Origin of the sequence: Leucobacter salsicius M1-8, from assembly GCF_000350525.1 — a bacterium.
In the GTDB taxonomy this organism is placed as follows: domain Bacteria; phylum Actinomycetota; class Actinomycetes; order Actinomycetales; family Microbacteriaceae; genus Leucobacter; species Leucobacter salsicius.
Genome location: NZ_AOCN01000013.1, coordinates 26,339 through 44,849, shown reverse-complemented (window position 1 = coordinate 44,849; position 18,511 = coordinate 26,339). Strand labels below are relative to the sequence as shown.

The window sequence follows — 18,511 nt, the reverse complement described above, 5'->3', positions numbered from 1 at the left end:
GTGTCGCAAGTTAAGTGTGTTTGGTATGCCAAATGCGGTGCTGCGGGGCAATAGACTGATGCGAGCACCGGCGCGACGATCGCGTACGCGATTGAGAACGGAACACATGGGAACCCCCGAAGCCACCAACGACCTTGCCCCGACCAGCCAGGGCCAGACACTGGGCGAGTATGTCTACGAGTGGGTGCGTGACCGGATTATCGACGGCACACTGCCGACTGGCACCCGCATCCGTGAACGCGATGTGGCCGAGGAGATTCAGGTCTCCCGCGTCCCCGTGCGGGAGGCCCTGCCGCGGCTCGAAGCCGAGGGCTTCATTCGCACCTTGCCTCGCCGGGGTGCCGTCGTCGCGCCCATGGAGCTGTGCGACGTCATTGAGGTGTTCGACGTGCGCGCCGCGCTCGAGGTGCTCGCGGCCCGGCTCGCGGCTGAGCGCTGCGCCGCTGGCGCGGACGGATCGATGCTGTCGGACGCGCTCGCCGCGGCGGAGGCCGCGATCGCGACGGGCAACGGGCAGGCGATCGCCCGTGCGACCTCCGACTTCCACGGCGCCGTCGTGCAACTCGCTAATAGCTCGCTGCTCACCGACCTGATGGTGCCCGTGCAGGGGCGCGTCAACCGACTGTTTAACATTGCGAACGACCGCGACGCCATCGATCTGCACCGGGAGCACTACGATCTGTGCGATGCGGTGCTGCGCGGCCAGGTGCAGCGCGCCAGTGCGCTCGCGCTCGCGCATGTCGAGCACAGCCGTGCCGACACCGTGCCGATCTTCGAGCGTGCCGCCCGGGCTGTGTCTGGCGAGTAGGGCGAACGCGCACAATGGTGCCGGATCCTCCGGCCAGGTCTATCGTGGAGGCATGAGCGAGTACCACCACATCGTGCGCAAGTGGGTCAAACCCGAAGACCTCAACCAGCACGGGGCCCTGTTCGGCGGGCGGCTACTGCAGTGGGTGGACGAGGAAGCCGCGATCATGGCCGTTGCCCAGCTCGGACGTATCGACGTGGTCACCCGTCACATGTCGGCGATCGACTTCGTGTCGCGCGCCGACCGGGGCGACCTGCTTGAACTGACCTATCGGGTGAGCAAGTTTGGCCGCACCTCGATCACCCTGTCATGCCGCGTCGATAACGCGGTGACCGGGGCGGAGGTGCTCACGCTCGAGCAAATCGTGTTCGTCGCCGTCGATGACAACGGCGACCCGATGGTGCACGGGGTCACCGAGGCGACCCCGGGCACCGAGCGGCTTCGAGAGGGCTAGCCCGCGGGCGCGAGGTCGTAGGTCACCCACGGCGTCTGCCGGGCGACGCGGTCGTAGAGCCTGCGTGCGGTCTCGTTGTCTGCGGCCGTTATCCAACGCACAAGCGACGCGCCCTCGTCGCGCGCGATCTCGGCGAGGCGCGAGAGAATCGCGCCTCCCGCGCCGGATCCGCGTGCCCCGGGCGACGTGAACAGATCGTCGAGGTACAGGCCGCGCCCCCCATCGATGGGTCGCGCGAAGCTGCGAAAGTGGCCGAGCCCGACGGGCACGCCATCGACGGTCGCGATGAGGCACCGGGTTTCATGATCCGGATCCATCAGCCAGCCCCACACGGTCTCAAACACCTCGGCATCGTGCGGCTTCGCATAGAAGTCGCGGTAGCCGCGGTACAGCTCGCCCCAGGCCTCGCGGTCATGCGCCTCGACGGGGCGCACGACCGCCGTGCTAGCCACTGTGCTCACGCGAGGCGTTCGATCTCGACGAAGACGATGGGGGAGGCCGAGGTGCGGTTCTCAACCTGGTGCTCGGAGCCGGCGGGACGCGTGTAGCTCTGGCCAGCCACGAGCTCAGCGACGATTTCACCGCCGTCGGACTGCACGACGTGCATCTTGTCGGTCACCATGGGCACCACGACGTACTCGTAGTCATGCTTGTGCATGGGGATCACCCCGCCGGGGTGAATGGTCCACTCAGTGACTCGAAAGTGCTCGTTCTCCAGCTGAATTACGCCGTTTGCACCGGTGCTCATGATCCTCCTTGATGGTTCGCGTTCTGCCTTGAACGCGGCTCGTTGTGCAGCTCAGCGTAGCGTCCCATGATTGCGGGGTATAGCGCCAAGATGGCATTTGAGAGGCCAAAAGCTGACGTTATGGAGTGGCCCAACGCCTGTTCGACGCGCGAGATTCGGTACCGCACGGTGTTGGGATGAAGAAATAGTGCCTCGGCCGTGCGCGTAATGTTCTGCTCTGCCGCCAGATACGTGATGAGGGTCTCGCGCAGCTGTACCGAGTCGAGGGGTGCGAGCGTGCGTTCGATGCGCTGGTCAAGTTGGCGCTTGCTGACGTGTGACAGGAGCCAAGTCGAGAGGTCGATGCGGTCGATCAGTACGGGGGCGAGGGGCGTCGGGCTAGGCGTTGCCGCAGCCCAGCCTGCAGCAATATGCAGCGCGGTTTCGGCCTCACGCACGCTCGTGGGAATCTCCGTGAGCGAGGTAGTGGGAGCTGACGAGCCGACGAGGTACTCGGCTGTGAGGCTATGCATCCATTGGTCAGAAGCGGGTGAATCAGGCACGATGGCCGAGGCTGTAGCTGTAACTTCTATGGTGGAACGGTGCAGCATGATCAGCAGGGGGAGACCAGCCGCGCGGGCGCTCGATGCGAGGCTTGTGAGATCGGTGCCCGCTGCTGACGTCTCACCTCGAGGGCTAATCTCGAGAGTCCGGATCGGGGCGTAGGCGGGGAACTGGAACTGGGCCATGCGTGCCCAGAATCTGTGTTCGCGAGCGGGCAGCATGCCATCGTGGAGCGCGGCAAGGAGTTGTTCATTGTCACGACGGTCGCGCTGGGAAGCGCCGTACTGAATTCCATGGACCGCGCCCAACAGTCGCTCTGCGGTGTCGAGGAGGAGGCCTCCGATAAGGTCGATGGTTTCTGGCCCACGGCTCGAGATCGCGATGACGTGCACCCCGTCCTGCAACGACACGCGCCTGGACCGTACGCTCCACCGGCCGACTGTGAACGACAGGTCGGGCTGCAGCGAATCCGCTATTTCGTGCCAGATGAGGTTGGCTGGAGCCTCACCCGTGTTGGCGACCACGCGACCCTCCTCGTCGTACACTGCCGCTCCACCCCGGCAGAGGGTAGCAATACGCGCAACAAGCGCGGTGACAGGGTCCGTCGAGGAGACTGCGGAGAGCAGTGAATGGGTGATTTCGAGCGTCGTTTGAAGTCGACCTAATTCATCGGAATCTGCTTGTGACATGTGGGCCGCGTCCTCTCAGCACTGAGGGTGGGGGTTCTCGGAGGGGCGAACTGCTTTTCCCAAACGAGTGGATACTGGGACTTTAGTCCAGAAACCATGTTGATTTAGTAAAAATTACAATCCAATTGTTGAAAAGCTTTGTATTTTCTAGTGACCCAGCGCGCGAAACCGTCGAGTCTGGGATGCATCCCGAACTCAACGACGATATTCAGGAGGACAAATGAGTAATGTTCGTGTCGCAGTAGACGTGGGTGGAACGTTCACCGACGTCTGTATTTTTGACCAAGCGAGCCACCAGATGAGAGTCACCAAGGTGCCCTCGACCCCGCATGACCCGATGATCGCGGTGATGAACGGCGTCGAGCGCGGCGAGATTGACCTCAATGAAGTCGAGCTCTTCACGCATGGCACCACCGTCGCCACCAACGCGCTGATCACCCGCAACTTCCCGGCCGCGGCGCTCGTGACTACCCGCGGGTTCCGGGACGTGCTCGAGATTCGAGACGGCACCAAGGATGACCTGTGGGACGCCTACAACGACGTCTCGGAGCCCTACATTCGGCGACGCGATCGCTTCGAGGTGACCGAGCGCATTGATGCAGAGGGCAACACCGTTGTGCCGCTCGACGAGGCCGAGGCGCGCAAGTTGGCGGAGTTGCTGCTGCGCCGAGGGGTAAAAACGATCGCGGTCTGCTTTTTGAACTCCTACGCTAACCCAGCCCATGAGGTGCGTATGCGTGAGATCCTGCAGGAGGTGATTCCCGGGGCGACTATCACCACGTCGGCCGAGGTGCTTCCCGAGATCTTTGAGTACCCGCGCTTCAACACCGCCGTTGCCAACGCCGTGCTAGCGCCCCTCGTTTCGGGCTATGTAAACCGCCTCGCCGACCAGCTGCAAGCTGGCGGGTACAAGGGTGATCTGCTGCTGCTCCACTCGGGTGGTGGGTCAATGACTCCGCGCCTCGTCGAGAAGTTCCCTGTACGGCTTGCCGCATCGGGCATCGCTGCCGGTGCGATCTCGGCGAAGCACATCGCGCAGCAGTGCGGCTACGACAACGCCGTGAGCCTCGATATGGGCGGCACTTCGACCGACATCTCACTCGTTGCCGATGGCGAGCTGCGCGTATCGCAAGAGTGGCAGGTTGAGTACGGACACCCCATTATCTTCCCCTCGATCGAGGTCCTGACGATCGGCGCCGGCGGTGGCTCGCTGGCCTACACCGACATCGCAGGATCCCTCCGCAACGGCCCACAGTCAGCGGGAGCTGACCCGGGGCCCGCGTGCTACAACTCCGGTGGCGAGCAGCCGACCAACACCGATGCGAACGTCGTGCTCGGACGCCTCGGTACGTCGCTCGCGGGCGGGGTCAAGCAGCTAGACAAGAAGCTCGCCGAGCAAGCAGTGCAGAGCGTCATTGCCGAGCCTTTGGGCATGGGACTCGAGGAAGCGGCGCAGGCGATCGTCTCGGTTGCGAATGCCAACATGGCGGATGCCGTGCGCCTAGTGTCCATCCGGCGCGGCTACGACCCCCGCGACTTTGCGCTGCTGGCGTTTGGCGGCGCCGGCGCCCTGCACGGCGCCGATGTCGCCCGCGAACTAGGTATCCCCTCGGTTGTTGTGCCACCGAGCCCCGGCGTGACCTCGGCGATGGGCTGCCTGCTCGTCGACATCCAACACGACCTCGCACAGATGTTCACCGGTCTTGCCTCGGCAGCAGACGAGGACAGCATTGAGCAGGCATTCATCGAGCTCGAAACTGAGGCGAGCGAACGGCTCCGCCATGAGGGCGTAGCTGATGAGAATGCGATGCTGCAGCGCAAGATCTCCATGCGTTACCAGGGCCAGTGGCGCTCACTGCAGGTGCCGATGGGTACTGGTCCCGGCGCACTCGAGCAGGCGGTCCGCACGTTCCACGAGCAGTACGAGCGCGAGTTCGCATTCCGTCAGGACGACGCCCCCGTCGAGGTCTACCAGCTGCACCTCGGCGCGGTTGGCAAGATTCCGAAGCCCTCGTTCAGACCGGTGGAGCCCGTCACGCAAGAACCGGGCACACCCAGCGAGATCCGCCCCGTGTACTTCGGCACGACTGGTTGGGTCGATACCCCGGTTTACGACCGTGATGACCTTGCTGCGGGTACGCAGTTTGTGGGCCCGGCCATCGTGAACCAGCTTGATTCGACCACGGTTATCCCCCCGTTCAGCCGCGCCGAGATCGATGAATGGCTCAACATTCGCATCCACCTTGAGGAGGTCACCCGATGAACACCCCAGTCGAGACCCTGACGGCACCGGTGCCGCAGCAGGTCGCTTCAGTTACGCCCGTCAAGAGCCCGAACGGGCTCGATCCTGTCACCTTCGAGGTACTCAAGAACGCCTTCGCTACCAGTGTTGACCTGATGAGCGAGCAGATTCTGCGCACCTGCTACTCCTTCGTGATCTACTCCCGCGACTTCTCGTCGGCGCTCTGCGACGCATAGGGCAACACCGTGATGCAGGGATCAGGCGATATCGCGGTCCACGTCGGCACCCTGCACTTCCAGTGCAAGGCAGTGATCGAAGAGTTCGGCGACGACATCCACCCCGGTGATGTGTTTGCCGTCAACGACCCCTACCGTGGCGGCACTCACATCAACGATGTGTCGTTCATCCGTCCCATATTCTCCGAGGGGCGGATCATCGCCTACGCTCAGAACAAGGGCCACTGGGCCGACATTGGCGGGCCGGTGCCCGGCTCCTTCAACGTGGCTGCGACCGAGCAATTCGGCGAGGGCTTGCGCATCACACCGGTGCGCATCTGGTCGAAGGGTGTCTACCTTCACGACATCGCCAACCTCCTCGTGGGGAACACGCGTGCCCCCGGGCAGGCCATGGGCGACCTGCACGCGCAGTCCGAAGCAACGGCCGTGTGTGAGCGTGAGATTCTGCGCCTCGTCGACCGATATGGCACCAACACCGTAGAAAATGCGATGCAGGAGACACAGGATTACGTGGAGCGCACGGTACTGCGCAGACTCGAGGATCTGCCGCGCGGCACCTGGAGCACCACCGACTACCTCGACCTCGACCCAGGGTCCTCCGAGCGCCTCGTGCCCATCAACATTACGATGACGCTCGATGGCGAGGGCATTCACTACACGCTCGAGGGTGGCCCTGCGATCAAGGCATTCTTGAACTCGGGCTATGGCACAACGTTCTCGGCCATCTACGCCGGCACGAAAACCTTCTTCCCGGACGTGCCACTCAACTCCGGCTTCTACGCCGCCGTGACGGCAGACATCGGCCCCGAAGGCACCGTGATCAACGCCGGCTGGCCGCTGGCCGTGACCGGCACGGTCTCGGGTCCCTACGAGAAGATCATGAACGGCATCTTCGAGCTGTGGTCAAGGATCGTTCCCGAGCGTGCGATGGCGTGCGCGTTCAACCTCGAGTACCTACTTGTGGGCGGCCGAGACGCGCGCAGCGACGAGAAGCCGTACTTCATGTGGTACGACTGGATGGCCGGTGGCTGGGGAGGCCGTTCAACCAAGGACGGCTCGAGCGCAACCGCTCCCGTCTTCGGTGTCGGCCTCGCCGTCCAGGCCTGTGAAGGGCAGGAGCGACTCACCCCCGTGCTCACCACGATGCACCAGATTGGCACCGACTCGGGCGGCCCCGGCCGGTTCCGCGGTGGCTGTGGCGTTGAGAAGGGCGGCACGCTCACCGACGCGGATAACACCGTCATGAGCTACTGCTGCGACCGTGCTCGGTCGATCACCTGGGGTATTGAGGGTGGCCTGCCCTCGATTCCGCACGGGGTATGGCTCAACAAGGACACCGAGGACGAGAAGTTCTTGGGCTCGATCTTCTCGTCGGTTCCGGTGGAGCCAGGGGACACGTTCTTCCGCCCCTCCGCGGGCGGCGGTGGCTTCGGTGACCCGCTCGAGCGCACCGCGGAGGAGGTACTCGAGGATGTCATTGATGATTACGTTTCGGTCGAGCGGGCCGCAGAGGACTACGGCGTCGTGATCATTCCGATTGATCCGGAGCTGGATCAGTACGAGATTGACCGTGATGCCACGCTCGCAAAGCGCGCGTGGATCCGTGAGCACCGCCGCTCGTGGCTGGAAACCGACGCCGAGCAGGTCGCACAGCAGTACCGCGTGGGTGACCTCGTGGTACTCGACGTGATTCGTCGTCACGGCGTCATCCTCGACTGGGGCACGGGTGAACTCTTTGAGGAGACCACCAAGCAGCACCGCGAGCAGATGACGCGCCGCTCAGCCGACAACTGGGCGCGGTAGGCACTCATCTGTCCGAGATTGGGGTGCGCGTACCGCACACCCCAATCTCGGCGTTCCCTAAAAATCCAGTTGTTCACTGAAATACCAATGGAGTTATATCGTGACCTTAAATCTCACCGGCACCAACGAAGACGTTGAATCCACAGATGCTCTTGCACGCGAGGGCAATGACGAAGACCAGATGAGTCGGGGCTCATTGGCCATGGCCTACTATGGCGTGTCCAGCGCGTTCTTCTTCGTATACATCGGCGCGGCAATGGCGCTCGCCTACGGCACCGTCGACGCATTGATCGGCATTGCGTTGTCGATCGTCGTCTATGGCGTCATTAACGCCGTGCTCTCGCGCTACGCAATCAACAACCGCACCACGGTTGCCGCATTCTCACGCACGATCTTGGGCAAAGCGGGCTCTGCAATCGCAATGGTGATCTTCGCCCTCATCGCCATCTACTATGCGGTGTTTGAGGGGTCCCTCGTAGCCTATGCGTTTATGGAGGCCTTTGGCGGTGACATGTGGTTCTGGAGCCTGGTCGTTGTCGCTGGAACCACGCCACTCATCGTGGGCGGCGTGCGCCGATTCCTCGACAAAATCAATGGACTATTGCTACCGATCTACTTCTTCGGGCTGATTGCGGCAGTCGTGTGGGCGGGCGTGCAGTACGGCTTCAGCTCGGACTGGATGAGCTACACGCCAGAAGTGGCGTTGCCATTTGCCTCGGGCGGTCCAGGATGGCTCGCAACCTTCGCTGGATACATGGGCGTGTGGATCCTCATGATGTACACGATGGACTACGCCTCACTCGGCAAGCGCAAGGATACGAAGTTTCACCAGATCTTTACGTTTGGCCCGTTCTTCTACATCGTGGCCTTCGGGTTCTCTGCGGTCGTCGGCATCATGCTCACCTTTATGATTCCCGGCACGGAGGCCTCAGAAACCGGCATCGTGGGTGGCGTCGTCAACTTGATGGGCGTGCTGGGCATCATCGTGGTCATTGCGACCCAGACGCGCATCAACACAGCCAACTACTTTCTCGGCGCCGCGAACTTGCGTTCATTTGGCGAGAAGGCACTGCGCATTCGCATGCCCAACATCGGCTGGGTGCTCCTGTCGTCGCTCATCATCTACCTGTTGATGCTGCTGCCGGTGGTCCAGTATATTTTGGTGGCCCTGGCCTGGCAGGGCGTGCTCGTGACGGCGTGGGTTGCGATAGCGCTCACGCATATTCTGTTGTCGCGGGGCAAAGGGCAAGAGCATGCGGCCATCAATGATCGCGACTACAAGGCGGTAAACGCCAACGGCATGATTTCATGGGTGATTGCAACGGGCATTGGCATCGTGATGCTGCAGCTCGGCACTTTCAACCCCGCGCTTGGAGGTGTCGGTGCGACCTGGGGGCCGATTCTTACCGCGGTCGCCGCGAGCGTGGTGTATGCCATCCTGTGGCGTGCTAATCCGACGAGCCGCACAGGGCTAATCCCTGTAATCGGGGCGAGGGTTTAAGGGCATTGCCCGTAGTCATTACTTGTGCGTCGGCGGATGTGGGCTTTGTAGCCGCAATGCATAGACGTTTGGTCGTCTTGTACGCAATGATGAAAGCAGATCGTCGTGACCTACTTTGATCGGCGACAGGGCCTAAAGGAGACCTCATGTCAGTAACCGAAGAAAAGCAGCAGCACCGGGCGTTTGACGGGCTCCGCACCGCGCTCGGTGTCGGTGGCTTGATTGCTGTCGTACTGGGTGCGCTGATTTTGTTCTTCCCCGTCAAATCGGGTGCCGTGGCCATGCAGATCGTGGCCGCCGTGATGGCGGCCTACGCACTTGTGGCTGGCGTCGTGTACATCGGCTCGTCCATTTTCGGCCGCTCGCTGAGCGGCTGGGGCCGTGTTGGTCACATCGTGCTGGGCCTGCTCTACATCGCAGGCGGCATCATCATGATGGTCAACCTCGGTGCTACGGCGGCCGTGCTGGCCCTGTTCCTGAGCTTCACGATCGGGTTCCTGTGGCTGCTCGAGGGCGTCACGGCGTTCACCACGCTGGGGCAGAGCCAGAACAAGACCTGGACGGTCATCTACGCCATCATCAGCATCATCGCGGGTCTTGCGCTGGTCTTGTCGCCGCTCATGGGCGTCGTCACGCTGTGGCTGCTGCTGGGTATCTCGATGGTGGTCATGGGTCTCGTGCAGGTCATTCGTGCGTTCAAACTGAAGCCCGTCGACGCCATCTAAACAATGGCACCGCGCGCTTGGCGGCGTGCCGAAAACACAGTGCGGCCCTGGTCGCCCTCTCGTGAGGGGGACCAGGGCCGCACTGTTGGTCTCGCCGGTCGGCTACTTCGCCGCTACTTCGCGGCTTCGAGCGAAGCCGCGGTAATCTCGTCCTCGCCCAGCGCGAGGGCGACGTACTTGCGCAACAGCACGAGCGATGCCGGTCCCTTGTTGAACTCCGCCGCGACGAAGCGGTCGGCGCCAATGAATGCGAGCGCGTCACGGGCTGGCATGACGGCGCCGCGCATCATGTGGCGGCGCTCAGCCGGAACCACCTCGCGCAGCTCGTCCATCGACGTGAACAGCGGCAACACGAGCTGCCCCTTCGTCGACCGGATCGTGCGAATGCGGTGGCGCTTCTTCTTCGACGGCTCACCCGTCACGTCGACGACGAGGTAGCCCTCGCGCAGCGCGTTCAGGAACACGGCGAGGTGCTCGTAATCGGGCGACGCCTGAAACGCGGCTAGGGCCGCCTGCGCCGCCTCGTTGACGTAATCGGCGTGAACGTCTTCGGGGATACTCTCGGCCTCATGCGGTTCGGTCATGCGACTAGCCTACGGCCCCGCTTTGGGCTCGTGCTCACCGACGCCGCGCGCCGCGAGCGCCTCACCGGTGGCCTGCGCGTGCGCGACCGTGCGCAGCACGAGCGGCACGATCCGGGCCCTGAGGCTCCGGTCGAGCCCGCGGGCGCGGGCGGCATGCTGCGTTTCCTTCGCGACCGCGAAAATGCTCGGGATCGCGGTGATGGTGAGTGAGAACGCGAGGGCGATGCGATCCGGATCAATCCCCAGCCGTGCGAGGGGCCGCAGCAGCCAGGCCACCGTGTCGAGCATGTCGCTCGTGGCCGTGGACGCGGTCACTGCGCTCGCCGCAAGGATGAGCGCGAGCAGGCCGCCGACGACCGTGAAGCCCCGCTCCCAGCCGTGCTGCCACGACTGAAACGCGAAGAGCGGCACCGCGATGAGCGCAAAGCCGCGGGCGACGCGCCAGAAATCGCGACCCCGCAGGCCCGAGAGGAGCGCGAGGGCGATGCCGAGCGCGAGCCAGGCGGCCGTCCACCACACCCCCGAGGTCATCATGACGGCGATCGCGACGACGAAGAGGCCCGCGAGCTTCGCCCCGGGGCGCAGTCGGTGCAGTGGGCCGCGGCCGGCGCGGTAGGTTCCGAGCGGTGAGTTGGTACTCATGCGGCGCTCACGCGTTCGCCCGGTACCAGGCGACCGCCGCGTGGGGTTCGCCGTCGAAGGCGATGCGGCCAGCCTCGACCACGAGGGTGCGGTCTGCGCGCGCCGCCAGCTCTAAGTCGTGGGTAACGATGATTGTTTGCTGGGCGAGCCCCAGGAGAAGGTCACCGATGCGCCGCGAGTTCGTGAGATCGAGCAGCGTCGTGGGCTCGTCGGCGATGAGGATCGCGGGGTCGGTGGCGAGCACCGAGGCGATCGCGAGGAGCTGCCGCTGGCCGCCCGAAAGCGCGTGCACGCTGCGGTCCTTGAGCGCCTGCAGGCCGAATCGCTCAAGGGTCTGCTCTGCGGCGGCGCGGCGCTCGGGCTTCTTGCGGTGGGTGCGGCGGAGCGAGAGTTCGACGTCTTCAATGACCGTGGGCATGATCATCTGCGCGGTGGGATCGGTGAACACAAAGCCCACGGAGCGTCGCACCGCCGCGCCGTCCCGGGCGGTGTCGAGCGGCTTGGTGCCGGGTGACTGGGTGCCGGGTGTTGTGGGCGTGATGGTGACGCGGCCCGCGGTGGGTTCGACGAGGCCGTTGATGAGCCTCGCGAGCGTGGACTTGCCCGACCCGTTGGCACCGATGATCGAGATCTTCGGCTCTGCGAGCGTGAGGCTCACGGGATGCAGGATCGTCAGGTCGCCGTCGATGGTGGGGGCGGAGACAGCGGCCTCGTGGAACTCGATCACGCTGTGAGAGCCTACTCAGTGGGTGCGGTTGCTGAAGCGGCTGAGGTTGTTGCGGCCGGTGCGGTCGCGGTGCTCGCGCGGCGGCGCTGGGGGAGCAGCGCGGGGAACGCGCGGTGCACCGCGGTTGCTACGACGGCGACGAGCAGCGTCTTGAGCAGGTCTCCCGGCCAAAATGCGAGGTCGAAGATGAAGGCCTCGCCGATCGACATACCCGCGCGCCAGGCGAGCCCGAGCGGTCCGAGCGTGTGGATGAAGACGAGGTTGGCGGCGACTCCCGCCGTGAAGATGAGCGGCACGCTCGTGGACATGCGCTGGCGAGGGAGCCGCTCGACGATGAAGCCGGTGAGCCAGGCCGCGAGGGGAAAGCTCAGGAGGTAGCCCACGGTGGGGCCGGCGAAGGGGGCGAGGCCTGCCGATCCGCCCGAGAACACGGGCATGCCGATGGCGCCGACCGCGAGATAGAGCAGCACCGCGAGAAAGCCGCGATTGGCCCCCAGGACCGCGCCGCACAGGAGGACCGCGAAGGTCTGCAGCGTGATGGCGGCGGGGCCGAGGCTGAACCCGGGCACCACCGAGCAGACAGCGATGAGGGCGGCGAAGGTTGCGACGAGGGCCAGGTCGGTGGCGGTGCTGTGCCGCCGGGCGGGCCTGCGAACGGTGCTGGTGCGAGACATGAGATCCCTCTCGTGGAGCGTGGGTGGTGGGTACGACCCAACCTGAACAGTGTTCTGGAGAACAGTGTTCAGGTTAGCGGTAGGATTCTGGAATGCGCAACTCACTTGTCGACGTCGTGGCCGCCGCGTTGCGTGTGCTCGGGGCTCAGGGCCTCGAGGGGTGCTCGATGCGTAGGGTTGCCGCCGAGCTCGGGGTGCAGCCCAGTGCGCTCTACCACCACGTGCCCGACAAGCAGTCGCTGCTCGCGCTCATGGCTGACGACATTGTCGCCGGGGTGGGTGCTCGGGCTCGCAAGCGGGCGGCCGAGAGCCGCGAGGTGCCCGGAGCGGCGGGCTCGCGCCCGGCGGGTACGGGGTCCGCCGTGACCAGACCCATGGCGATGGGGCCGGTGGGGAGCGACTCGGCCGAGGTGAACCGTCGGGTGGCTCGGTGCATGTGCGAGGAGCTGCGCAGCACGATGCTCGCCACCCGCGATGGGGCAGACGTCGTGGCTACGGCGGCCGCGTTTCGCATGGGCGCCTCCGACCTCGAAGACGAGCTCGCAGAGCTGGTGGGTCGCGACGGTGCGCGCACGCTGTTGATCTACACGTTTGGGCAGGCGCAGCAGACGCAGATGCATCGCCAGGCGGCGGCGTTTGGGGCGCTTCTGGGGGCCCCGGCTGACTCGAGCGGCCCTGCCGCCCGGGCCGACCGACCCGACCCGGCTGGCCCCAGCCCAACCGAGTCGACGGACGGCCTCGACGAGGCGTTCGCCCGCGGCCTCGACGTCATCCTCACGGGCCTCGCTGCCTAGGCCGCCCCGGCAGCGTCACAGATAGGACAGTTTGTACGGTTTAGGGCGCTCTAAAACGAACAAACCTTCCCATCTGTGACCGGTGTGACTGGTCACAGGGGTGACTCTCAAGCGGCTAGACTGAACGCAGCCCTGATTCACCTACTCGCCTAGGTGTTTCTTGGTTAGACCCCGGTGAGTGTTACTAGCCTCACCGGGGTCGTTTTTTGTTGTGGCAGCGCGTGCTGTGGCCGCCACATCCCAATGATCTAAAGGGATAACTCAGAACAGCGTGTTCTGGTCCTCCATGCCGCGCATCGCGTCGTAGTCGAGCACGAGGCAGCGGATGCCGCGGTCCTCGGCCAGCGTGCGGGCCTGCGGCTTGATCTCCTGCGCGGCGAACACGCCGGTCACGGGGGCCAGCAGCGGGTCGCGGTTCATGAGTTCGAGGTAGCGCGTGAGCTGCTCGACGCCGTCGATCTCGCCCCGACGCTTGATCTCGATGGCCACCGCGGTGCCCGAGGCGTCGCGCGCGAGGATGTCGACCGGGCCGATCGCCGTCATGTATTCGCGGCGCACGAGCTGATGCCCGTCGCCCACGAGGTCGATCTGGTCGGCGAGCAGCTCCTGCAGGTGGGCCTCGACGCCGTCCTTGATAAGCCCGGGGTCCACTCCGAGGTCAAACGAGGTGTCGTGGAAGATCTCGAACAGCGATACGACGAGCTTGTCGGCGGTCTTCTTGTGGGTCACCTGCCACATCTCAGAGATGCCAGCGGCGCGGTGATCGTCCTCGAGTTCGAGGTCGGCGAGCGAGCACGGCGGGCTCATCCAGTTTAGCGGCTTGTAGGAGCCACCATCGGAGTGCACCAGGATGCTGCCGTCGTTTTTGAGCATGAGCACCCGCTTCGCCCTCGGCAGGTGGGCGGAGAGGCGCCCCGCATAGTCAACAGAGCAGTCAGCAACAACGATACGCACCGCGACAGTTTAGCGCGCCGGCGTGCTTGGTTCCTGCGGACGCTCGCGCGCCACCCCAGCCACGACCAGCACGAATGCCGCGAAGATAACGAGCGGCCAGAATGCGGGCAGCAGGCCCAGCTGTTCACCCAGGAATCCAATGAGCATGGGGCCGAGCAGGAACGCGGTGTAGGCGATCGCCGAGACCGCCGCCACGCCGCGCACGGCCGTCTTGGGGTCGTCGGCTGCCGCCGAGATACCCACCGGGAACCCGAATGCGCAGCCCATGCCCCACAGTGCCGCACCAATGACGCTCGCGGCGGGAGACGGCACCAGAATCGTGATGCCGACGCCCACGGCGACGAGCACGGCGCCCGCTCGCAGCACCGTCACGCGGCCGAACCGCGGCAACAGCCAGCTGCCCGCGATCCGGACCAGGGTCATGGACACAAAGAAAATGGCGAGCGTGAGTGCCGCCGTGTCGTTGGCGAACCCGCGGCCATCGGCGAGCGCGAGCGGCAGCCAGTCGCTCGCCGTGCCCTCGGCGAGGCTCATGCTCATGGTGATGAGGCCGATCATGATGATGCGCGGGTCTCGCCACGGGTTGTAGGCCCGCTTGCCCTTCCCGGGCGCGCTGGGGTCTGCATGCTGCGACTCCGGATCGGCGGCCGGAGCCTTGATGATCTCAATGGGGCCGGTGTGCACACTGGGGTGGGCCTTCGCGGCCTCGGCCTCGGCGGCCGGGCTCGCGTGGTCGAGCTCGACGCCGTGGGGGAGCACCCGCAACGCGATGAGCCCGCCCACGATAACCACGAAGTAGACGATGCCGAGGTGCACGGGCACTGACATTCCGGCCGACTCCGCGAGGGCGCCGAGCCCCATCGAGGTGACGCTGCCGAGGCTGTATCCGGCATGGAACAGGGACATGCGGGGTTTGCGTAGGGCCCGCTCAGCCCCGGCCCCGCTCACGTTCATGGCGACGTCGGCGGTGGCAAAGGAGAAGCCAAAGAGTGCGATCGCGATAGCCCCGGGAATCACCGCGCCGACCCAGAACAGGGTCGCGGCAAGCGGCATCAAGACGGACTGCGTCACGATGAAGATCGCGAGTGAGCGACGGGCTCCGAGCAGTGACACAGTGCGGCCCGAGAGCACGAGCCCAATTACCGATCCGGTGGCGAGGGTAAGCCCGATCAGGCTCATCTCAAACGTGGATGCTCCCAGGTGGTCGCGCACGGCGGGCAGACGGCTCAGCCAGCTGCCCAATCCGGTTCCCAGCAGGGCAAAAATGGCAAGCACGCCGTAGGTCCAACGGGTAGCGAAGCGGGGCTGGCCCGATGCCCGAGTGTGCACGATACTCCTGGGGTCGTGTGGCTCAGGTGAGCCAACGATTCAGCGTATCAATGCGCGCCACTTGCGCGCAGTACTGGTGTGCTGTGGGCCTAGTCACGCGCGGCGACGGTGCACTCGTCTGAGCGCATGAGGACGCGCGGGGGGAATCGAGTTCGACGGGGATTGTTTGCGGCGCTCGCATCAGCGACCCTGCTGCTGGCGGGCTGTGCATCCCCCGCTACCCCGGGTCTTGAGGAGCTCATTGATCCTGCCGCCCGGGGCGCGGCGTGGCAGGCGTCGAACTTTTCCGAGCTGTACAAGCAGAAGCTCGAGTGGGCGCCGTGTGATGACAGTTTCGGAGCTGACCCCGCGACGGTGGCCGAGCTCGAGCGTGCAGGTATCGATGCCGATGGCATTCGATGTGCCATGGTTGCGGCACCGTTCGACTGGGACGACCCGTCCAATTCGGAGACCATTGAACTCTCGGTCGCGCATGTATCGTCGACCGGATCGGCGCGCGGCACACTGCTCGGCAATCCGGGAGGGCCCGGCGAACCCGGTGTCGAGTTCATGCTCGGTATGGCGCTGTCTCCGGGGTTCGAGGAGGTGCTCGACAACTATGACCTGCTCGGTTTCGACCCGCGCGGAATCGGGCGCAGCACGCCCATCGAGTGCGATGATGCCGGATCAGAGTTGCGTGCGGTGCAGATCGCTGAGTGCGTCGCGGCGAACTCGCTCGCTCGCACCATGGGAACGGTGCAGGTAGCCCGCGACATGGAACTCTTGCGGCACCTGGTGGATGAGGAGCGGCTCGACTACCTGGGCTACTCCTACGGCACCATGTTGGGTGCGACATATGCGAGCATCTTCCCCGAGCGCGTGGGCCGGATGATGCTCGATAGTGCGGAGAACGCGGAATGGGCCAGCCCGATCCATCAGTTCGATCAGCAGGTCGCCATCTCCAATGCGCTTGCCGCGCTCGCCGACACCTGCCGCACGGTGTACGCAGACGTCGTCGAGGTGTGTCCGTTCACCTCGGAGGACTCCCTCATCGAGGTCCTCGACCAACTCAACCGCAAGCCGCTGGTCGCGAGTGATGCGTCCGTCGTCACGGGAGACGCGCTGTATGGGCTCTTGGTGGGCACGCTCTACCAAAGCCATGTGGGGCGCGGGGACATGCTCGACACGATCGCACTGGCACTCTTTGGCAATCAAGACGCGATCGACGTACTGGCCGAGAATCTGTCGACCGAAGGAACCGTGGACCTCGCGATGGACATCGTGACCTGTCACTCGTTTCCCCTCGACCCCAATGTGGTCGGCCTGCTCGATCACGTGAGAGAAACCGGGGTGCCGCGGCTGATGGGCGGCCCCGAGGTGACCGACGATGTCCTCGCCCCATACGTCGACATGTCGTGTTACGCGCTGCCAGAAAGCGGGCTCGACTAAGCAGATAACTTCTCGGCAAAGGGTGCCGACCCGATCCTGGTAATCGGTATTACGGGCGACCACGCGACCCCCTTCCAGTACGCACAGGTGCTCGCTGACGAGCTGGGCAGCGCAACTCTGCTGACACTGGATGGGCAGGTGTGCACCGACGACCTCAGCGCTGATGACGCGGGGTCTTGATCCGGATCAAGATCACACGCCCAGTACGACCCAGCGCCCGCCGCGGGCGCGCAATCCCAGGGTGAGGGCCCGCGCAAGCATGAACACGACGGTGAATCCAGCCGTGAGCGCGACGAGTGCCACGGTGCCCGTGGGCACGAGCACCGTGAGCGCCCACAGCACGGGGAGGTACACAGCGAGGTTAACGAGGCTCGTCCACGCGAGGTAGCGGGCGTCGCCAGCCCCCATGAGTACCCCGTCAAGCACGAACACGAAGCCGCCCAGTGGCAGCGAGAGGCCGAGCGTCAGTACCGCGGCGGGCAGGATCTCGAGTACCCGGTCGTCGCTGGTGAAGACATAGCCGATGACGGGGCTGGTGGCGGCGAGGAGGGCGCCGATGCCGACGCCGCAGGCGATGCCCCAGAAGACGCAGCGCCTCACCACGGCCCGCGCCCGCTCGGCGTTGCGGGCGCCGAGCGCCTCGCCTACGAGCGCCTGTGCAGCGATCGCGAGTGCGTCGAGGGCAAACGCGGCGGTCGAGAAGATCGTGAAAACAACCTGGTACCCGGCAGTCGCGGCAGTGCCATGGCTCGTGGCGGCAAACACGGTCGCGAGCAGCGCCGCCCGTAGCCCGAGTGTGCGAACAAACAACCACCAGCCGCTACGGCCCGCATGCCCGAGCCCATCGCGGCGCGGGAGGACACTCGCACCCGCGCGCTTCGCGTGACGCGAGATCACCGCGAGGTACACCGCCACCATGCCACACTGGGCGATCACGGTTCCGATAGCACTGCCCGCCACCCCCAACCCCAAGACATAGATGAACACCCAGTTCAGTGCGATGTTGGCGCCGAATGCGACGGTTGCGACGATGAGTGGGGTGCGCGTATCCATGAGGCCCCGCAGCAGACCGCTCGCGGCAAACACGAGCAGCATCGCGGGCACACCAAGGCATGAGATGGCCAGGTATGCGCGGGCGTGGCCCGCGGTTTCAGCATCGATGTTGAATGCGAACACGAGCGGGTCGGTCACCGCCCACAGTGCGGCCCCCACGATGATGCCGATGCCGAGAGCGAGCCACAGCCCGTCGATCCCGGCCTGCACCGCACCCGTGAGGTCGCCGGCGCCGCGGCGCCGGGCCACGAGCGGTGTTGTCGAGTATGCGAGAAACACCATTAACCCGACGACGGTCTGCAAAATCGCGCTCGCCACCGCGAGACCCGCGAGCGGTGAGGCGCCGAGGTGCCCGACCATCGCCGAATCGGCGATGAGGAACAGCGGCTCCGCGATGAGCGCCCCGAGCGCAGGGAACGCGAGGTCACCGATGGAGCGATCGATGGAGCGGCGGGCGTTTGAGGCGCGGGGCTCGGAATTGCTGGCGTCGGGCGCGGCAGGATCGGGGGTCACATTGGCATCGTACTGCGGCCGTGCGAGGTCACAGCGAAAGGCCAGCCGGGCGTGGACTCGGTAC

17 protein-coding genes and 2 pseudogenes are annotated in these 18,511 nt (G+C 65.0%); 9 read left to right on the top strand and 10 right to left on the bottom strand.

What is annotated here, in order from left to right; translation table 11 throughout:
• Nucleotides 1–106 precede the first annotated feature (106 nt).
• Together C795_RS0104800 and C795_RS0104795 are read left to right on the top strand one after the other, a co-directional pair.
• Nucleotides 107–808 (top strand): GntR family transcriptional regulator, encoded by a 702-nt coding sequence (locus C795_RS0104800; RefSeq protein WP_017792625.1) that lies wholly within the window; start codon nt 107–109, stop codon nt 806–808.
• 52 nt (nt 809–860) lie between these two features.
• Nucleotides 861–1,262, top strand: coding sequence for an acyl-CoA thioesterase (locus tag C795_RS0104795; RefSeq protein WP_017792624.1), 402 nt, complete (start codon nt 861–863; stop codon nt 1,260–1,262).
• Here the strand turns inward: C795_RS0104795 and C795_RS0104790 are convergent.
• Genes C795_RS0104790 through C795_RS0104780 form a run of 3 tightly spaced genes read right to left on the bottom strand, consistent with a single transcriptional unit; the run spans nt 1,259 to nt 3,242 of the window.
• On the bottom strand, nt 1,259–1,714 hold the full coding sequence (locus tag C795_RS0104790) for a GNAT family N-acetyltransferase (RefSeq protein ID WP_026139455.1): 456 nt from the start codon (nt 1,712–1,714) through the stop codon (nt 1,259–1,261). The genes C795_RS0104795 and C795_RS0104790 overlap by 4 nt on opposite strands.
• 5 nt (nt 1,715–1,719) lie before the next feature.
• Nucleotides 1,720–2,010: a cupin domain-containing protein gene (locus C795_RS0104785; RefSeq protein ID WP_017792622.1), complete on the bottom strand. Its 291-nt coding sequence runs from the start codon at nt 2,008–2,010 to the stop codon at nt 1,720–1,722.
• Nucleotides 2,007–3,242 (bottom strand): PucR family transcriptional regulator, encoded by a 1,236-nt coding sequence (locus C795_RS0104780; RefSeq protein WP_083879135.1) that lies wholly within the window; start codon nt 3,240–3,242, stop codon nt 2,007–2,009. Before C795_RS0104780 ends, C795_RS0104785 begins: the two co-directional genes overlap by 4 nt.
• 220 nt (nt 3,243–3,462) lie before the next feature.
• On the opposite strand from C795_RS0104780, the gene C795_RS0104775 reads away from it, so the two are divergent.
• The 4 genes and pseudogenes from C795_RS0104775 to C795_RS0104760 all read left to right on the top strand — a co-directional run bounded on the left by C795_RS0104775 (nt 3,463) and on the right by C795_RS0104760 (nt 9,749).
• Nucleotides 3,463–5,505, top strand: coding sequence for a hydantoinase/oxoprolinase family protein (locus C795_RS0104775; protein WP_026139454.1), 2,043 nt, complete (start codon nt 3,463–3,465; stop codon nt 5,503–5,505).
• Nucleotides 5,502–7,523 (top strand): annotated as a pseudogene (locus C795_RS16260) (hydantoinase B/oxoprolinase family protein). Before C795_RS0104775 ends, C795_RS16260 begins: the two are co-directional and overlap by 4 nt.
• A gap of 100 nt (nt 7,524–7,623) precedes the next feature.
• The gene (locus C795_RS0104765) at nt 7,624–9,024 is read left to right on the top strand and encodes a purine-cytosine permease family protein (protein WP_017792617.1); all 1,401 of its coding nucleotides are present in this window, start codon (nt 7,624–7,626) and stop codon (nt 9,022–9,024) included.
• A 146-nt stretch (nt 9,025–9,170) separates the two neighbouring features.
• Complete coding sequence (locus C795_RS0104760; RefSeq protein ID WP_017792616.1) at nt 9,171–9,749, top strand: HdeD family acid-resistance protein; 579 nt, start codon at nt 9,171–9,173, stop codon at nt 9,747–9,749.
• Between the two features lie 113 nt (nt 9,750–9,862).
• Here the strand turns inward: C795_RS0104760 and C795_RS0104755 are convergent, their stop codons facing one another.
• From C795_RS0104755 to C795_RS0104740, 4 genes are read right to left on the bottom strand one after another with little or no spacing between them, the layout of a single operon-like run.
• The gene (locus tag C795_RS0104755; RefSeq protein WP_017792615.1) at nt 9,863–10,333 is read right to left on the bottom strand and encodes an SseB family protein; all 471 of its coding nucleotides are present in this window, start codon (nt 10,331–10,333) and stop codon (nt 9,863–9,865) included.
• A gap of 9 nt (nt 10,334–10,342) precedes the next feature.
• On the bottom strand, nt 10,343–10,975 hold the full coding sequence (locus C795_RS0104750) for an energy-coupling factor transporter transmembrane component T family protein (protein WP_017792614.1): 633 nt from the start codon (nt 10,973–10,975) through the stop codon (nt 10,343–10,345).
• A gap of 7 nt (nt 10,976–10,982) precedes the next feature.
• Nucleotides 10,983–11,702, bottom strand: coding sequence for an energy-coupling factor ABC transporter ATP-binding protein (locus C795_RS0104745; protein WP_017792613.1), 720 nt, complete (start codon nt 11,700–11,702; stop codon nt 10,983–10,985).
• 11 nt (nt 11,703–11,713) lie between these two features.
• Nucleotides 11,714–12,376 (bottom strand): biotin transporter BioY, encoded by a 663-nt coding sequence (locus tag C795_RS0104740; RefSeq protein WP_017792612.1) that lies wholly within the window; start codon nt 12,374–12,376, stop codon nt 11,714–11,716.
• A gap of 92 nt (nt 12,377–12,468) precedes the next feature.
• On the opposite strand from C795_RS0104740, the gene C795_RS0104735 reads away from it, so the two are divergent.
• Nucleotides 12,469–13,170, top strand: a complete 702-nt coding sequence (locus C795_RS0104735; RefSeq protein WP_017792611.1) for a TetR/AcrR family transcriptional regulator — start codon at nt 12,469–12,471, stop codon at nt 13,168–13,170.
• Nucleotides 13,171–13,431: 261 nt separating this feature from the next.
• On the opposite strand, the gene nucS is transcribed toward C795_RS0104735, so the two are convergent.
• Both nucS and C795_RS0104725 read right to left on the bottom strand, forming a co-directional pair.
• Nucleotides 13,432–14,124: an endonuclease NucS gene (nucS, locus tag C795_RS0104730; RefSeq protein WP_017792610.1), complete on the bottom strand. Its 693-nt coding sequence runs from the start codon at nt 14,122–14,124 to the stop codon at nt 13,432–13,434.
• Nucleotides 14,125–14,133: 9 nt separating this feature from the next.
• Entirely contained in the window at nt 14,134–15,453 is a 1,320-nt protein-coding gene (locus C795_RS0104725; RefSeq protein WP_017792609.1) for an MFS transporter, read from the bottom strand.
• A gap of 126 nt (nt 15,454–15,579) precedes the next feature.
• Between C795_RS0104725 and C795_RS0104720 the strand changes: the two genes are divergently transcribed.
• Both C795_RS0104720 and C795_RS17820 read left to right on the top strand, forming a co-directional pair.
• The gene (locus tag C795_RS0104720; protein ID WP_083879134.1) at nt 15,580–16,881 is read left to right on the top strand and encodes an alpha/beta fold hydrolase; all 1,302 of its coding nucleotides are present in this window, start codon (nt 15,580–15,582) and stop codon (nt 16,879–16,881) included.
• A 21-nt stretch (nt 16,882–16,902) separates the two neighbouring features.
• A pseudogene (locus C795_RS17820) lies at nt 16,903–17,061 on the top strand (alpha/beta hydrolase); the annotation flags it as partial.
• A 12-nt stretch (nt 17,062–17,073) separates the two neighbouring features.
• Here C795_RS17820 and C795_RS0104715 read toward each other — a convergent pair.
• Entirely contained in the window at nt 17,074–18,447 is a 1,374-nt protein-coding gene (locus tag C795_RS0104715; protein ID WP_017792607.1) for an MATE family efflux transporter, read from the bottom strand.
• Nucleotides 18,448–18,511 lie beyond the last annotated feature (64 nt).

Excerpts from the sequence above, each read along its gene's own strand:
- C795_RS0104800 (WP_017792625.1), top strand. The coding sequence starts at position 107 with ATGGGAACCCCCGAAGCCACCAACGACCTTGCCCCGACCAGCCAGGGC.
- C795_RS0104755 (WP_017792615.1), bottom strand. The coding sequence starts at position 10,333 with ATGACCGAACCGCATGAGGCCGAGAGTATCCCCGAAGACGTTCACGCC.
- C795_RS0104750 (WP_017792614.1), bottom strand. The coding sequence starts at position 10,975 with ATGAGTACCAACTCACCGCTCGGAACCTACCGCGCCGGCCGCGGCCCA.
- C795_RS0104780 (WP_083879135.1), bottom strand. The coding sequence starts at position 3,242 with ATGTCACAAGCAGATTCCGATGAATTAGGTCGACTTCAAACGACGCTC.
- C795_RS0104785 (WP_017792622.1), bottom strand. The coding sequence starts at position 2,010 with ATGAGCACCGGTGCAAACGGCGTAATTCAGCTGGAGAACGAGCACTTT.
- C795_RS0104795 (WP_017792624.1), top strand. The coding sequence starts at position 861 with ATGAGCGAGTACCACCACATCGTGCGCAAGTGGGTCAAACCCGAAGAC.
- C795_RS0104760 (WP_017792616.1), top strand. The coding sequence starts at position 9,171 with ATGTCAGTAACCGAAGAAAAGCAGCAGCACCGGGCGTTTGACGGGCTC.
- C795_RS0104740 (WP_017792612.1), bottom strand. The coding sequence starts at position 12,376 with ATGTCTCGCACCAGCACCGTTCGCAGGCCCGCCCGGCGGCACAGCACC.
- C795_RS0104775 (WP_026139454.1), top strand. The coding sequence starts at position 3,463 with ATGAGTAATGTTCGTGTCGCAGTAGACGTGGGTGGAACGTTCACCGAC.
- C795_RS0104735 (WP_017792611.1), top strand. The coding sequence starts at position 12,469 with ATGCGCAACTCACTTGTCGACGTCGTGGCCGCCGCGTTGCGTGTGCTC.
- C795_RS0104720 (WP_083879134.1), top strand. The coding sequence starts at position 15,580 with ATGAGGACGCGCGGGGGGAATCGAGTTCGACGGGGATTGTTTGCGGCG.